General features: G+C 53.2%; 14 protein-coding genes. 8 read left to right on the forward strand and 6 right to left on the reverse strand.

The window, feature by feature from the left end:
• The first annotated feature begins 9 nt into the window (after positions 1-9).
• The 5 genes from sufC (at position 10) to ldtE (ending at position 4776) form a co-directional block, all read left to right on the forward strand.
• On the forward strand, positions 10-756 hold the full coding sequence (gene sufC / locus OGX89_RS22735; RefSeq protein ID WP_003832649.1) for a Fe-S cluster assembly ATPase SufC: 747 nt from the start codon (positions 10-12) through the stop codon (positions 754-756).
• Entirely contained in the window at positions 731-2002 is a 1272-nt protein-coding gene (sufD, locus tag OGX89_RS22740) for a Fe-S cluster assembly protein SufD (RefSeq protein WP_003832650.1), read from the forward strand. The genes sufC and sufD overlap by 26 nt, the downstream gene beginning before the upstream one ends.
• On the forward strand, positions 1999-3219 hold the full coding sequence (gene sufS, locus OGX89_RS22745) for a cysteine desulfurase SufS (protein ID WP_008784609.1): 1221 nt from the start codon (positions 1999-2001) through the stop codon (positions 3217-3219). Before sufD ends, sufS begins: the two co-directional genes overlap by 4 nt.
• 12 nt (positions 3220-3231) lie before the next feature.
• On the forward strand, positions 3232-3648 hold the full coding sequence (sufE, locus tag OGX89_RS22750; RefSeq protein ID WP_003832654.1) for a cysteine desulfuration protein SufE: 417 nt from the start codon (positions 3232-3234) through the stop codon (positions 3646-3648).
• 123 nt (positions 3649-3771) lie between these two features.
• Positions 3772-4776 carry a L,D-transpeptidase LdtE gene (ldtE, locus tag OGX89_RS22755; protein WP_126956344.1) on the forward strand — a complete coding sequence of 335 codons (1005 nt, stop codon included), beginning with the start codon at positions 3772-3774 and terminating at the stop codon, positions 4774-4776.
• Positions 4777-4844: 68 nt separating this feature from the next.
• Here ldtE and lpp read toward each other — a convergent pair whose 3' ends face one another.
• The 3 genes from lpp to ynhH all read right to left on the reverse strand — a co-directional run bounded on the left by lpp (position 4845) and on the right by ynhH (position 7005).
• On the reverse strand, positions 4845-5081 hold the full coding sequence (gene lpp, locus OGX89_RS22760) for a murein lipoprotein Lpp (RefSeq protein ID WP_003029373.1): 237 nt from the start codon (positions 5079-5081) through the stop codon (positions 4845-4847).
• A gap of 309 nt (positions 5082-5390) precedes the next feature.
• A complete protein-coding gene (gene pykF / locus OGX89_RS22765) occupies positions 5391-6803 on the reverse strand; it encodes a pyruvate kinase PykF (RefSeq protein WP_003029366.1) in 1413 nt (470 codons plus the stop codon).
• A 7-nt stretch (positions 6804-6810) separates the two neighbouring features.
• Positions 6811-7005, reverse strand: coding sequence for a protein YnhH (gene ynhH / locus OGX89_RS22770; RefSeq protein WP_242637968.1), 195 nt, complete (start codon positions 7003-7005; stop codon positions 6811-6813).
• Positions 7006-7377: 372 nt separating this feature from the next.
• Here ynhH and OGX89_RS22775 point away from each other — a divergent pair, with 372 nt between their 5' ends.
• Genes OGX89_RS22775 through OGX89_RS22785 form a run of 3 tightly spaced genes read left to right on the forward strand, consistent with a single transcriptional unit; the run spans position 7378 to position 9895 of the window.
• On the forward strand, positions 7378-8400 hold the full coding sequence (locus OGX89_RS22775) for a methionine ABC transporter ATP-binding protein (protein WP_126956234.1): 1023 nt from the start codon (positions 7378-7380) through the stop codon (positions 8398-8400).
• The gene (locus OGX89_RS22780; RefSeq protein ID WP_048214308.1) at positions 8393-9061 is read left to right on the forward strand and encodes a methionine ABC transporter permease; all 669 of its coding nucleotides are present in this window, start codon (positions 8393-8395) and stop codon (positions 9059-9061) included. The genes OGX89_RS22775 and OGX89_RS22780 overlap by 8 nt, the downstream gene beginning before the upstream one ends.
• A gap of 21 nt (positions 9062-9082) precedes the next feature.
• The gene (locus OGX89_RS22785; protein ID WP_003029358.1) at positions 9083-9895 is read left to right on the forward strand and encodes a MetQ/NlpA family ABC transporter substrate-binding protein; all 813 of its coding nucleotides are present in this window, start codon (positions 9083-9085) and stop codon (positions 9893-9895) included.
• A 94-nt stretch (positions 9896-9989) separates the two neighbouring features.
• Here OGX89_RS22785 and ttrA read toward each other — a convergent pair whose 3' ends face one another.
• The 3 genes from ttrA to ttrB are packed head-to-tail and all read right to left on the reverse strand — an operon-like array spanning position 9990 to position 14805.
• Positions 9990-13055 (reverse strand): tetrathionate reductase subunit TtrA, encoded by a 3066-nt coding sequence (gene ttrA, locus OGX89_RS22790; protein WP_232397857.1) that lies wholly within the window; start codon positions 13053-13055, stop codon positions 9990-9992.
• A complete protein-coding gene (ttrC, locus tag OGX89_RS22795) occupies positions 13048-14070 on the reverse strand; it encodes a tetrathionate reductase subunit TtrC (RefSeq protein ID WP_003832669.1) in 1023 nt (340 codons plus the stop codon). Before ttrC ends, ttrA begins: the two co-directional genes overlap by 8 nt.
• Positions 14071-14805, reverse strand: coding sequence for a tetrathionate reductase subunit TtrB (ttrB, locus tag OGX89_RS22800; protein ID WP_226804182.1), 735 nt, complete (start codon positions 14803-14805; stop codon positions 14071-14073).
• Positions 14806-14883: the final 78 nt, after the last annotated feature.

Raw genomic sequence — 14883 nt, forward strand, 5'->3', positions numbered from 1 at the left:
GGAAAGCACATGTTAAGCATCAAAGATTTACAGGTCAGTGTGGAAGATAAGGCGATCCTGCGTGGGTTGAGCCTTGAGGTTCGCCCCGGAGAAGTCCACGCCATTATGGGACCAAACGGTTCAGGGAAAAGTACGCTTTCTGCAACTCTCGCTGGACGGGAAGACTACGACGTCACTGGCGGAACGGTAGAGTTCAATGGCAAAGATTTACTGGAACTGTCGCCGGAAGACCGGGCCGGTGAAGGGATCTTCATGGCATTCCAGTATCCGGTGGAAATCCCTGGCGTCAGTAACCAGTTTTTCCTGCAAACGGCGCTGAATGCGGTGCGAAGTTACCGTGGCGAAGAGTCGCTGGACAGGTTCGACTTCCAGGACCTGATGGAAGAGAAAATTGCGCTGCTGAAGATGCCGGAAGATTTGCTCACGCGCTCGGTAAACGTCGGTTTCTCCGGCGGTGAGAAAAAACGTAATGACATTCTGCAAATGGCCGTACTGGAGCCTCAGTTGTGCATTCTTGATGAGTCAGATTCCGGCCTGGATATTGATGCGCTGAAAATCGTTGCGGATGGCGTGAACTCGCTGCGTGACGGGAAACGCTCATTCATTATCGTCACTCACTATCAGCGCATCCTGGACTATATCAAACCCGATTTTGTTCACGTTCTCTACCAGGGGCGAATTGTGAAGTCCGGCGATTTTACGCTGGTCAAACAACTGGAGGAGCAAGGTTATGGCTGGCTTAGCGAACAGCAGTAACGTGCTGCAACAGTGGCACCATCTGTTTGAGACGCAAGGGGAGACACGCTCACACCATGCGCAGCAGCACTTGCAACAGATGCTGCGTCTGGGGCTGCCAACGCGTAAACATGAGGACTGGAAATACACGCCGCTGGAGGGATTAACCAACAGCCAGTTTGTCAGTCATGTCGCTGAGATAACGTCAGCCCAATGTGCAGCGTTGTCGCCGACAATTGATGCTGTACGACTGGTGTTTGTTGACGGGCAATTCTTTCCAACGCTCAGCGACAGCACAGACGGTAGCGGTTTTGACATTACCATTGACGATGCGCGCCAGGCGCTGCCAGCGGCTATCCAACCGGAAGTGTTTTTGCACCTTACCGAAAGCCTGTCCCGTAGCGTAACGCACATTCAGGTGAAGCGTAACCAGCGCCCCGCGAAACCGCTGCTGCTGCTGCATATAACCCAGGGGCTGGCGGGCGACGAGGTGAATACGGCGCACTATCGCCACCATCTGGAGCTAGCGGAAGGCGCAGAAGCCACCGTCATTGAACACTATGCCAGCCTCAGCGAGCGTCGCCATTTCACTGGCGCACGCTTAACGATGAACGTCGCGGCAAACGCCCATTTGCGCCATATCAAACTGGCGTTCGAAAATCCCCTCAGCCACCACTTCGCGCATAATGACATTCAATTGGGCGCGGATGCTACTGCCGTTAGCCACAGTTTCTTGCTTGGTGATGCGGTATTGCGCCATAACACCAGTACGCAGCTTAACGGCGAAAACACCACGCTTCGGCTGAACAGTCTGGCGATGCCGGTGAAAAATGAAGTCTGTGATACACGGACCTGGCTTGAGCACAATAAAGGGTATTGCAACAGTCGCCAGCTGCATAAAACGATTGTCAGCGATAAGGGGCGGGCGGTATTCAATGGTCTGATCAACGTCGCCCAGCACGCTATCAAAACCGACGGTCAGATGACCAACAATAATCTGTTGCTCGGAAAGCTGGCGGAGGTGGATACCAAGCCACAGCTCGAAATCTACGCCGACGACGTGAAATGCAGCCACGGGGCGACGGTAGGACGGATCGACGACGAGCAGATGTTCTATCTGCGTTCACGCGGAATCGGTCAGCAGGATGCTCAACACATGATTCTCTATGCGTTTGCCGCTGAGCTGACGGAAGCCCTGGGCGATGAAACGCTGAAACAACAGGTACTGGCGCGGATCGCCCAACGCTTGCCGGGAGGCGCAGCATGACATTTCCCATTGAAAAAGTACGGGCAGACTTTCCGGTCCTGACGCGTGAAGTGAACGGTTTACCGTTGGCGTATCTGGACAGCGCTGCCAGCGCGCAAAAACCCAATCAGGTGATTGATGCCGAGGCCGAGTTTTATCGTCACGGCTATGCGGCGGTCCACCGCGGTATTCATACGCTGAGCGCCCAGGCCACGGAAAAAATGGAAAATGTGCGCAAGCTTGCCTCGTTGTTTATTAACGCCCGCTCAGCGGAAGAGCTGGTGTTTGTTCGTGGTACGACGGAAGGCATCAATCTGGTGGCGAACAGCTGGGGCAGCAGCAATGTGCGAGCGGGCGATAACATTATCATCAGCGAAATGGAGCACCACGCCAATATTGTGCCCTGGCAGATGCTGTGTGCCCGCGTAGGGGCAGAGCTGCGTGTTATTCCGCTCAATGCCGATGGTACGTTGCAGCTGGAGACGCTGCCGACGCTGTTTGACGATCGTACGCAACTGCTGGCGATTACCCACGTTTCTAACGTGTTGGGTACCGAGAACCCGTTATCGGAAATGATTGAGCTAGCGCATCAATACGGCGCAAAAGTGTTGGTGGATGGCGCGCAGGCGGTGATGCATCATCAGGTGGATGTCCAGGCACTGGATTGCGATTTTTATGTTTTCTCCGGGCATAAACTTTATGGACCAACCGGTATTGGCGTTCTGTATGCCAGAGAGTCGCTGTTGCAGGAGATGCCACCCTGGGAAGGCGGTGGTTCAATGATTGCGACGGTGAGTTTGAGTCAGGGAACAACGTGGGCCAAAGCCCCCTGGCGTTTTGAAGCCGGAACGCCAAACACCGGAGGTATTATCGGACTCGGCGCGGCTATTGAGTATGTTTCAGCACTGGGGCTTACTGAAATCAGCGAATATGAACAGTTCATGATGCGCTATGCATTGGAGCAGCTGGCAGATGTACCTGATTTGACGCTCTACGGGCCGGATAACCGCCTGGGTGTGATTGCATTTAACCTTGGTAAACATCACGCCTTTGACGTCGGCAGTTTTCTTGATAACTATGGAATAGCCGTGCGGACGGGACATCACTGCGCTATGCCGCTGATGGCCTACTATAACGTTCCTGCTATGTGCCGGGCGTCGATTGCAATGTACAACACCCATGAAGAAGTGGATCGCCTGGTAACGGGCCTCAAGCGTATTCATCATTTACTGGGCTAACAGGGAGGCGTTATGGCTGCGCTACCGGATAAAGAAAAGTTGTTGCGTAATTTTCTGCGTTGCGCTAATTGGGAAGAGAAATACCTGTACATTATTGAGCTGGGTCAGCGTTTGCCGGAATTAAACGACGACCTACGCTGCCCGGAAAATAGCATCCAGGGATGTCAAAGTCAGGTATGGATTGTTATGAACCAGAATGGCGAAGGGATTATTGAATTACAGGGCGACAGTGATGCGGCAATTGTTAAAGGACTTATTGCCGTGGTATTCATTTTGTATGATCGCATGACGGCCCAGGATATTGTGAATTTTGATGTGCGTCCGTGGTTTGAAAAAATGGCGCTCGCACAGCACCTCACACCGTCTCGTTCACAAGGGCTGGAGGCGATGATTCGGGCTATTCGCGCCAAAGCCGCAACTCTTAGCTAAACTGATAAAACACGTTAACTTTCAGACCGACTTGAAAGCGTTCGTGTAAGGCAACGCAGTGACTCGTAAGCCGGATTGGGCGCTCGCCGCGGTCCGGCAAGAACGCCAGGGGGGTGAGTGAGTATGAAACGCGCGTCTGTTATTACGTTAATGCTAATCGGCGCTTACAGCGCTATTCAGGCCGCATGGGCGGTCGATTATCCTTTGCCCAAGGCGAATAGCCGCCTTGTTGGGCAAAACCAAACCTACACCGTGCAGGAAGGCGATAAAAACCTACAGGCGATAGCCCGTAAGTTTGATACCGCTGCCATGCTGATCCTTGAAGCCAACAATACTATTGCCCCCGTACCTAAACCCGGAACCCTGATTACTATTCCCTCACAATTACTGCTGCCGGATGCACCACGCGAAGGCATTATTGTGAATCTGGCGGAACTGCGTCTGTATTACTTCCCGCCGGGAGAGAATATTGTTCAGGTATTCCCAATTGGTATCGGTTTGCAGGGGCTGGAAACGCCGGTAATGGAAACCCGGGTTGGGCAGAAAATCCCGAATCCTACCTGGACCCCTACACCAGGCATCCGTAAACGCTCTCTGGAGCGCGGCATCACATTACCGCCTGTTGTACCTGCCGGGCCAAATAACCCGTTAGGACGCTTTGCACTGCGTCTGGCGCATGGAAACGGTGAGTATCTGATCCATGGCACCAGCGCGCCGGACAGCGTGGGCCTGCGTGTGAGTTCTGGTTGTATTCGCATGAACGCGCCGGACATTAAAGCACTGTTTGCTCAGGTCCGCACAGGCACGCCGGTCAGGGTGATTAATGAGCCGATAAAATATTCGATTGAGCCGAACGGCATGAGGTATGTCGAAGTGCATCGACCGCTGTCGCCGGAAGAGGAACAAAACGTCCAGACCATGCCGTATGTGCTGCCAGCCGGATTTACCCAGTTTAAAGACAATAAAGCGGTGGATAACAATCTGGTGGAAAGGGCGTTGTATCGTCGCGCAGGTTATCCGGTCACCGTCACTGCCGGGCAAGCATCGGTCGCGAGCAATGGGCCAGAAGTGAAGTCTGCGCAAAATGGCGTGCCGGGAGGAGATGCTGAGGTACGCGCTACGCAATAACAGGGAAGGGGAATTCAGAGCAAAAAAAATGGCGCACAAAGTGCGCCATTTTTATTACACAGATACTATTACTTGCGGTATTTAGTAGCTGCGTTGTCCAGACGCTGGTTAGCGCGAGCTGCGTCATCTTTAGCAGCCTGAACGTCGGAACGCATTGCGTTCACGTCGTTGCTCAGCTGGTCAACTTTAGCGTTCAGAGTCTGAACGTCAGAAGACAGCTGATCGATTTTAGCGTTGCTGGAGCAACCTGCCAGCAGAGTAGAACCCAGGATTACCGCGCCCAGTACCAGTTTAGTACGATTCATTATTAATACCCTCTAGATTGAGTTAATCTCCATGTAGCGTTACAAGTATTACACAAACTTTTTTATGTTGAGAATATTTTTTTGATGGGAATGCACTTATTTTTGATCGTTCGCTCAAAGAAGCATCGAATTGTGCAAAAACGGCTAAAAACCCGAGTGAAAACAGAAAGCTTCCATCGGATTCATCTTAGATAATCACGGATTAGATAGTGAAATCCGATTTGATTTTTTATTAATTGTGGCTATCGATAAAATAAAAAAAGCGCCACCAGGGCGCTTTTTTAAGCAAATTAATTCGCGATGGAATTATTACAGCACGTGAACGGATGCGGTGTTGGTGGTGCCGCTCGGAACCAGTGCACCAGAAACCATAACCACAACGTCACCTTTTTGAGCCAGACCGCTTTCCAGAGCGACTTCTTTACCCAGACGATAGAAATCATCGGTAGAGCTGATTTCTTTAACCACCTGTGCAACAACGCCTTTGCTCAGCACCAGCTGACGCGCGGTAGTTTCGTTGGTGGTCAGCGCCAGGATGGTGGCATCCGGGAAGTATTTACGTACTGCGCGAGCAGATTTACCACCCTGGGTTGCGACGACGATCAGCGGCGCGTCCAGTTTTTCAGCAGTTTCAACCGCGCCACGGCAAACGGCTTCGGTGATGCGCAGTTTGCGGCTGTCGTTGTTGAAGTCCAGACGGCTGGTCATCACACGGTCAGTACGCTCACAGATGGTCGCCATGATGGTAACGGCTTCCAGAGGGTATTTACCTTTTGCAGACTCGCCAGACAGCATTACTGCGTCGGTACCGTCGAGGATGGCGTTCGCTACGTCACCGGCTTCAGCGCGGGTCGGACGCGGGTTTTTGATCATGGAGTCCAGCATCTGGGTCGCAGTGATAACGACTTTACGTGCACGGATACATTTTTCGATGATCATCTTCTGCGCGAAGATAACTTCTTCAACCGGGATCTCAACGCCCATATCGCCACGCGCAACCATGATGCCGTCAGACGCTTCGAGGATTTCGTCGAAGTTGTTCAGGCCTTCCTGGTTTTCGATTTTGGAGATGATCTGGATGTTTTCGCCGCCGTGCGCTTTCAGGTGCTCACGGATTTCAACGACGTCAGAACGTTTACGGATAAAGGACGCTGCAACGAAGTCAACGCCTTGCTCGCAACCGAAGATCAGGTCTTGTTTGTCTTTTTCAGCCAGTGCTGGCAGCGCGATGGAAACGCCCGGCAGGTTAACGCCTTTGTTTTCGCCCAGGTCGCCGTTGTTCAGCACTTTACAGATAACTTTGTTACCTTCGATAGCGGTAACTTCCATGCCGATCAGACCATCGTCAACCAGAACGGTGTTGCCGACGGACAGATCTTTAGTGAAGCCTTCATAAGTAACAGCAACGATTTCGTTGTTGCCTACGACAGATTTGTCGGTGGTGAAGGTGAAGGTCTGGCCCGCTTTCAGGGAAACGTCGTTACCGCCTTCCAGTTTGATGGTACGGATTTCCGGACCTTTGGTGTCGAGCAGGATTGCGGCTTTCTTGCCGGTTTTGCTCATGACGTTGCGCAAGTTCTTGATGCGCTGACCGTGTTCTGCGTAGTCGCCGTGGGAGAAGTTCAGACGCATGACGTTCATGCCCGCGTCCAGCATTTTGGTTAACATCTCTTCGGATTCGGTTTTCGGACCGATGGTGCAAACAATTTTCGTCTTTTTCATGACAGTCTTAGTCTTTAAGTTGAGAAGGATATGGAAATCTGGCTCCCGCCGCGCACGGACGGGAAGCTAAACCTGAGTTACGAAAGTTGTGATGCCTCGCTCTAAGGATAGGTGACATCGAAAGAGCGTGCAGAGGAATGTGTGCTTGTGTTTCAGCCCAACGGGATGGTGAGTTTTGTAGTCGTTGAGTTTTACAGGTCAATGTGCTGAAACCATTCAAGAGACAATTGGCGCGCATTATACGCTGAAAATTATCAAAAAGGAAAATGGAAACAGCGTTTCAAAACACTTCTGTGCAGTTTTACAATAAATATTCATTAATTTGTTCATCGGTATGGATAAAGAGGTTATCGGGCGTTGCGTTCTGTTGCGCAACAAACTGCATTTAACATCCTGATGACTATGTTTTATACGGTTGACGTTGATCTTGTACTATATTTCTAAAAGTTATATCAAATTCGTTTTAATTCATTCTAAAAGCCAATTCCACTGATTACACTCGTTTGGACATCCATACTGCTAAACAGCTAAAAGCGATAGCAGAAGAACAATAAGCAGCGGATACCCAAACGACATGATTGTCCTGAAAAATATTTCGAAAGTGTTTACGCCAGGCAGGCTTGCCATCACCGCTGTCGATAACGTCAATCTGACGGTTGAACGGGGGCAGATTTATGGAATTATTGGTTACAGCGGGGCAGGTAAAAGCACCTTAATTCGTTTGCTCAATGGTCTCGAAAAACCGACCTCCGGCAGCGTGACGATTAACGGCCACGATATCTCTGCCGCCAGTGGGGAATCGTTACGCCAGGCGCGACTGAAAATCAGCATGGTGTTTCAACACTTCAATTTGCTGTGGTCGCGGACCGTTAGCGAAAATATTGCTTTCTCTATGCAAATCGCCGGTGCGTCCAAAGCGTCCATCAAAGCGCGGGTTGCTGAACTGATTACGCTGGTTGGGCTGAGCGGTCGTGAAAATGCGTATCCTTCCCAGCTCAGCGGTGGGCAAAAGCAGCGTGTAGGAATTGCCCGCGCGCTGGCGAACAATCCGGATGTCCTGCTGTGTGACGAAGCCACCTCGGCGCTGGATCCGCAAACTACCGATCAGATCCTCGATTTACTCCTCGATATTAACCGTCGATTCAAATTGACCATTGTGCTGATCACTCATGAAATGCACGTAGTACGCAAAATCTGCGACCGCGTCGCGGTAATGGAAAACGGCAAGGTCGTTGAGGAAGGTGATGTGCTCAGCGTCTTTACCCATCCTCAGCAGCCTATTACCCGACAGTTTGTTCGTCAGGTGAGCCAGTACACCGAAGAAGACGAGTTTAATCCGCAACTGGCAAGCGAGTTGGGTGGGGTGGTTATCAAATTAACCTTTACCGGGCAACGTACCCATCGGCCTGTGGTTGGGGAATTGACCCTGCGCTATGGCCTGCCGTTCAACATCTTGCACGGCAAGATGACGCAAACCGCACACGGCGTGTTTGGTCAACTTTGGGTGCACGTGGTGGCCTCTGAGGAACAATTGAACAATATTTTGGCCGACCTGCGCCAGAGCGACATTGAAGGCGAGGTGATTCAACATGGCTGAAGAACTGTTTCCCCATCTGAAGTGGGATCAACTGTTAGCGGCAACCCAGGAAACGCTGTATATGACAGCTCTTTCGGGGGCGGCGACCTTTATCCTGGGCATCGCGCTTGGCCTGGCGTTGTTCCTGACAGCGCGCGGCGGATTATTCCCTAATCGCGCGGTATATAGCGCTATTTCACTGGTGGTGAATATCTTTCGTTCGATCCCATTCATCATTTTGATCGTGCTGCTTATCCCGTTTACCAAAGCGATGGTAGGCACCATTCTCGGCGCCAATGCCGCGTTGCCTGCGCTGATCGTGGGGGCCGCGCCGTTTTATGCGCGTCTGGTCGAAATCGCTCTGCGTGAAGTGGATAAAGGCGTTATTGAAGCGACGCGTTCGATGGGCGCACGGCTGAGCACGCTTATTTTTCGAGTTTTACTGCCGGAATCCTCTCCTGCTCTGGTGTCCGGGATCACCGTGACGCTAATTGCGCTGGTGAGCTACAGCGCGATGGCAGGGGTAATTGGTGCCGGTGGTTTAGGGAATTTGGCCTATCTGGAAGGATTCCAGCGCAACCACAGCGACGTCACGCTGGTGGCGACGGTGACGATTTTGCTCATTGTCTTCATCATCCAGCTTTGCGGCGATGTGATCACCTCTCTGTTAGATAAACGCTAATAAAATACGGAAACCATTATCATGAAAAAATCACTGACGTTACTCGCTGCAGCAACCTTAAGCGCCCTGAGCTTTGCCTCCTGGGCTGATACTCTGACCGTTGGCGCGTCTAATGTGCCGCATGCGGAGATCCTTGAACAGGCCAAACCGATTCTGGCGAAGCAGGGGATCGATCTGGAGATTAAACCGTTCCAGGATTACATTCTGCCGAACACTGCGCTGGCTGGCCGTGAGATTGACGCCAACTACTTCCAGCATATTCCGTACCTGAACAGCGTGATTAAAGATCATGCAGGCGATAAAACGTATGACTTCGTCAGCGCCGGAGCGATTCACATTGAGCCGATTGGTATCTATTCGAAAAAAGTGAAATCGCTTAAAGATCTACCGGAAGGCGGCAAAGTCATCATGCGTGATGCGGTATCTGAGGAAGGCCGAATTCTGTCGATTTTCGAAAAAGAGGGAGTGATCAAGCTGAAGCCGGGCGTGGATAAAGTAACCGCGCGCATTAGCGATATCGTCGAAAACCCGAAAAAGCTGAAGTTCCTGCCAAACGTGGAAGCCGCGCTGTTACCGCAGATGTATAACAACGACGAAGGTGATGCGGTGGTGATTAACGCCAACTACGCCATCGACGCCGGGCTGGATCCAGTGAAAGATCCTATTGCCGTTGAAAGTGGTGAAAACAACCCGTATGCCAACATCATTACCGTGCATCGTGGCGACGAGAAGAAAAAGGATATCGTAGCGCTGGTTGATGTCCTGCATTCAAAAGAGATCCAGGACTGGATCCGTACTAAATATAAAGGTGCGGTGATCCCGGTAAACAACTAATCCGCTTTTTGCCGGGTGGCGGCAGTGCTTTACCTGGCCTACGATGTCCTGTAGGCCGGGTAAAACGCGTTCGCAATGCCATGCGGCACCAGAGCTACACTCGCTCAATTCTCGCGGGCAACCCCTGACGCACCGACGCACCCGACACCCAGTCAAGCCAGGTATTGGCTACCTGTCGGGTTGGGTCCGCAAAACCCAACTCGTTGAGATTAATCCCCGACTTAATCTGCTCATCAAACGCCATCGGCTCACCGTCGAGGGTATGCCGTGCCGCGCCCATTTCTTTATGTCCGTAACCATGTTCAATGGCGATGACACCCGGCATGACGCCATGGAGCAGGCTTATCTGCGCTTGCGCCTGACCGCCTGGGGTAGTGATACGCACGATATCGCCGTGTGCTAAGCCATACCGCTGACCATCCTGTGGATTGAGCGCCACCAGATTAACCGGCTTCAGATGATGAAGGCGTGGGATCACCGCCGTGGCGCTGGACATGGTATTGGATTTGAAGGAAATCAGTTTCAACGGCCACTCTTGTTCCGGGAACAACTCCTCGACCGCACGTCCATCAGACAGACGTGAAGGATACCAGGCCGGGCAGCCGCTGTAGCGCTCGCCGGTAATCGCATGGCGGTGCGCGGCGACGTTCGCATTCCAGATTTGGAGCGGTTTTTCCCACGCATTGCCGACGCGGTTATCAACTCGCCCACTGTTGTCCGGCGCAAAGCGTCCGCCGCGGGAGTAGATAAACGCCACTCGGCTGATTTCATCGGCTTTCAGCGTTTGGGTCATCACAGGCATGATCCGTTGGACTCCGGTCAGCGCAATGTCTTCCGGCTGTGCCTCTGCAACCGGGGCTTTGCCCATAAACGCAATATTGGCGGCGAGGCGCAGGTAGTAATCTTCCGCACGATTCAACGGATAGTGATTACCTTGCGGGTCGGTAATCGCATTGTCGCCGAAACCGGGTAGCCCGATGCGTTTTGCCACTGCGATACAGAAAGACTCCATTGAGGCCGGTTGACCGTCAGCCGTGAAGCTGGTCGCCGATCTGACAACTGGCCAACGCGCGGTGGTGGCTTTGCTGGCCACGCCCGCCCACGGAGCGCTGAATCCCCAGCTTTCGAAGTTGTGGGTATCCGGCACGATGTAATCTGCCAGCGCCGTGGTTTCGTTCATAAAGGCGTCAATGGCAATAAACAGCGGCAAGCGAGCAGGATCCTTGAGCTTTTCTTCCGCCACGCCGCGTAATCCCGCAATGCCGTAAAACGGATTGGTCATGTTGGAGATCCAGGCTTTCAGCGGATAAGGATAACCTTCAAGCGCCGAGACGAGGAGTTCGGTAAGCTGACCGGCGACAAACGGATACCAGGGGGCTTTAGCCGGGAAGGGGGATTGTCCGGCTGCGACCTTATTGCGGTACTCTTCGGAAGACTCATAAGCGGTTTTACTGCGCGCGATGCTTAATCCTTTCGGTTTTACCTTCCCGGCGAAGCTGTCCATGTTGTAGCGCGGACCGTCGGTGGCACCATTGAATTTTCCGCCACCAACAAACACGCCGCCTTCAAGGCTGAGGTTGCCAATCAACGCATTGAGCATCATCACCGACCAGGCGTTATAAAATCCATTACCTGCCATCATACCGCCGTGCGTGATCACCGCCGCTTTACGCCCGTGGCGGGTGAATGCGTCGGCCAGAGCGCCAATGTCTGCTTCTGACACCCCACACTGCTGGCTGTACTGCGTTAGCGACAGTTTCTCTGCGGACTCACGCAGACACTGGAAGCTGCTTTTTACCGTTACCGTCTGCCCGTCAGCCAGCTTCACCTTGCGGGTAACAAACAGCTGCGCACGCGGGCAACTGCTGGCGGCGGCAATCTCACCTGCCTCGTTGACGACCACCGGCTCCTGGGCGGCGTTTGCACTCAGATGGGCGAGGGTCAGGTGCTGTCCGGCAAGCGTTGGAATTTCATCGGTAATCACCAGATGTGTGGCGTTAGTCCAGCTTTTTTCTCCCGCCTGCTGCATGGCCTGCACGCCGGGAATAGCGAGATAATCAGCGTTATAGCGTTGTTTATCGATAATCCAGCTTATCATCCCCATAGCCAGCGCGGAATCGCTTCCCGGTCGTACGGGCTGCCAGTGGCCGCGATCGTCAGCCAGCACCGTGGTTAATGGCAGGGCTGGCGCCACCACAACATAGCGGAAGTCGTCACGTAAACGGGCGCTGGCCAGCTGACGGGCCTGGCGCTTAAACGGGTTGCCGGATTGCGCCGGAGAGGTACCCATAAACAGCGCGAATTCGACGTTATCCCAGTCGGGTTTCACGTGGGTATTTTTATCCAGATCGCCCATTAACGCGCCGGAACCGGCCCGATAGGCCAGGCCGCAGTAAGCGCCATGAGCACCGAAATTTTTACTGCCGAAACTGTTCAGCGCGAAGCGACGTAAAAAGGTATCACGTCCTTCATCGCTGGTATTGGTGACCAGCAGTTGATTGGATTTTGGGCCAAAGCCGGGATGTTTCGCATCAAGCGGTGTAGTGGGATCGTGGATGGCTCTCAGACCATCAACGTGGCCTTCACCAAACAAATCGCCACCTTCCACCACCTCTTTGATCAGCTGTTCGAAGCTGATGCGCTGCCATTTTCCTTCACCGCGTTTACCGACGCGCTTCATGGGCTCCAGTATACGTAGCGGGCTGTACAGACCTTCGAGTAAGGTTGCGCCACGGGCGCAGGCGGTAGAACGTGCGTCAAGACCTGACTCCCCGGCCAGCTGTTCCAATGCAGTGGCAAAGGGGACAGAGGCGTCTATATGGTGCTCGTGCGACAACGGATGATAAGGGTTGCCCGCAATGCGCAGCACTTTGCCTTGCTCAGTGTCAACGCGAACCCGTACACCACACTGCGTCCAGCAACCAAAGCACTGCGTCATCGAGATCACCTGCTGCGGGTTTTGCTGCCAGTGAGGCCGGGCGTTGGCTTCGGGGATGAGCGCGTTGGCAAAAATGCGGTCACGGGTAATTTTGCCCGAGGTTCCGTCCAACAAACCGTCTATTGCGCGCTTTGCCACATCCCGATAACTCAGGCCAAAAGTCACAATGCCACCTACGGCAAGGCCCACTTTAAGCCACTGACGACGGGTTAAATTAGCCATGTTGCATTCTCCTTGCGATCGCGTTCAGGGCTTCACGAACAATAATAATCAGTGCTATCCACAGGCCGAAGGTACCCACAATAGCCAGCCAGCCATCGGTGCCGCCGGGCAGGGTATAGGGATTAAACTGCGCGTTAAATTTCGGTACGGTCTGCACCTGGATGAGTAACGTCCAGCGCATTAGCCAGCACAGCGCCATAGCGCTAAAAGCGAGTAATATGCGCAGCGGTAGCGACAAGGGGTAACGTACAACCAACCCGCAAAGAGCAAGCGAAACAAGCCATAGCGCAACCCAACCGATAGCGTAGTGTTGTGCTGAAGAGGCAACATCCAGCCACTGACGGATAGCCGAACCGGAAAGCGTATTACCACTCGCCCAGATCACCACCACGATAGCCAGCGCGATCAACGTGACCATTTGCCCCCACGCTAGCTTACGCGGTAGTGCGTCCTTGCTATTTGTCGTGGCAATAAGCAGGGCAAGAAATGTTTGCAGCGCGCTGAGGAACATCGCAACCGGAAAGGCGTAACTGAACCAAATGGGACGCGCCTGTACCACCGACACTTCACGGCCGGTGTAAACCAGCAATCCGATGGCGGACAGCGCGCTACCAAGTGCTAACCATTTTGTGACGCTGTAACTTTTTAGCGTTAGTCGTTTCACATGCTGCGCCAGAAACCACAGACCTAAAAAACCGGTAAACAGCGGTAAAAACAGCGCGCCCCACGGCATCCAGGACCATGGCGTCGGATACGCATAGAAGTGCCAGACGCGGGCGGTTTGGTGTAGATCAGCGGTCAGCGCCAGCGGCGCGGTAATCGCACAGGTCAGGGCGATTAACAGCGTCAGATTCTCCAGGTTTGCCGTTTCTTTTTTGCGCCAGTGGAGAACGCAGGCGAACAGCGCGGCGCAGGCGGCAATGCCGATGAAAAAGAAATATTGTACGGCCCAGGGTAACCAGCTTACGTCCTGGGGATGGGCCAGAACCTCGTCGATAATCAGTGAATGGCTCATTTAAACCTCCTGCCAGAGAGCGGGTTGAGCTCGTCCCATCAATGGGGTGACAAACGCCTCATCCAGTCCCAGATAGAACACGTGAGGAGACGTACCGCTTTCCGGCTTCAGGACTTTGATGGCGTCATGGTGTTCATGCAGCATTTGTGAAATGCGGCTGTGCGGATCTTTAATATCGCCAATGATGCGCGCGCCGCCGACGCAGGATTCCACACAGGCCGGGAGCAGCCCTGCTTCTAGGCGGTGAACGCAAAAGGTACATTTATCGGCGGTTTGCGTTTCATGATTGATGAATCGCGCATCATAAGGGCAGGCCTGCACGCAATAGGCGCAGCCCACGCAGCGTGTGTTGTCGACCACCACAATGCCGTCTTCGCGTTGGAAAGTGGCCTGCACCGGGCAAACGGGCACGCAAGGGGGATTATCACAATGGTTGCACAGTCGCGGCAGCAGGACGTTGGTGACGCTTTGCTGACCTTCAATCTGTACTTGATACTGGTTGACGAGGGTACGAAATTCGCCCTGTGGCGTTTGGTTTTCAATGGCGCAACTGACGGTACAGGCCTGGCAGCCGATACAGCGTCGCAGGTCAACCAGCATGGCGTAGCGATGCTGTTGTGAGCCTTCCCGGCGTTCAGGCGAATAGGGAAATTGCGCCTGAGCCAGCGGAACCAGTGATGCCCCAGCGGTCAGGACGCCCAGTTGCTGGAGAAACTGCCGTTTACTGCTGTCCATATTTTCTCCCGTCACGATGCAACAACGAAACATTGGTCACGCCGTTGATTTGCGTGTGATGAATAAAGAATCTCAATG

This window comes from Citrobacter sp. Cpo103 (genome assembly GCF_030332605.1).
Classification (GTDB): Bacteria; Pseudomonadota; Gammaproteobacteria; order Enterobacterales; family Enterobacteriaceae; genus Citrobacter; species Citrobacter portucalensis.

Coding starts and splice junctions, on each gene's coding strand:
- sufC (WP_003832649.1), top strand. CDS start 10: ATGTTAAGCATCAAAGATTTACAGGTCAGTGTGGAAGATAAGGCGATC.
- sufD (WP_003832650.1), top strand. CDS start 731: ATGGCTGGCTTAGCGAACAGCAGTAACGTGCTGCAACAGTGGCACCAT.
- sufS (WP_008784609.1), top strand. CDS start 1,999: ATGACATTTCCCATTGAAAAAGTACGGGCAGACTTTCCGGTCCTGACG.
- sufE (WP_003832654.1), top strand. CDS start 3,232: ATGGCTGCGCTACCGGATAAAGAAAAGTTGTTGCGTAATTTTCTGCGT.
- ldtE (WP_126956344.1), top strand. CDS start 3,772: ATGAAACGCGCGTCTGTTATTACGTTAATGCTAATCGGCGCTTACAGC.
- lpp (WP_003029373.1), bottom strand. CDS start 5,081: ATGAATCGTACTAAACTGGTACTGGGCGCGGTAATCCTGGGTTCTACT.
- pykF (WP_003029366.1), bottom strand. CDS start 6,803: ATGAAAAAGACGAAAATTGTTTGCACCATCGGTCCGAAAACCGAATCC.
- OGX89_RS22775 (WP_126956234.1), top strand. CDS start 7,378: ATGATTGTCCTGAAAAATATTTCGAAAGTGTTTACGCCAGGCAGGCTT.
- OGX89_RS22780 (WP_048214308.1), top strand. CDS start 8,393: ATGGCTGAAGAACTGTTTCCCCATCTGAAGTGGGATCAACTGTTAGCG.
- OGX89_RS22785 (WP_003029358.1), top strand. CDS start 9,083: ATGAAAAAATCACTGACGTTACTCGCTGCAGCAACCTTAAGCGCCCTG.
- ttrA (WP_232397857.1), bottom strand. CDS start 13,055: ATGGCTAATTTAACCCGTCGTCAGTGGCTTAAAGTGGGCCTTGCCGTA.
- ttrC (WP_003832669.1), bottom strand. CDS start 14,070: ATGAGCCATTCACTGATTATCGACGAGGTTCTGGCCCATCCCCAGGAC.
- ttrB (WP_226804182.1), bottom strand. CDS start 14,805: ATGGACAGCAGTAAACGGCAGTTTCTCCAGCAACTGGGCGTCCTGACC.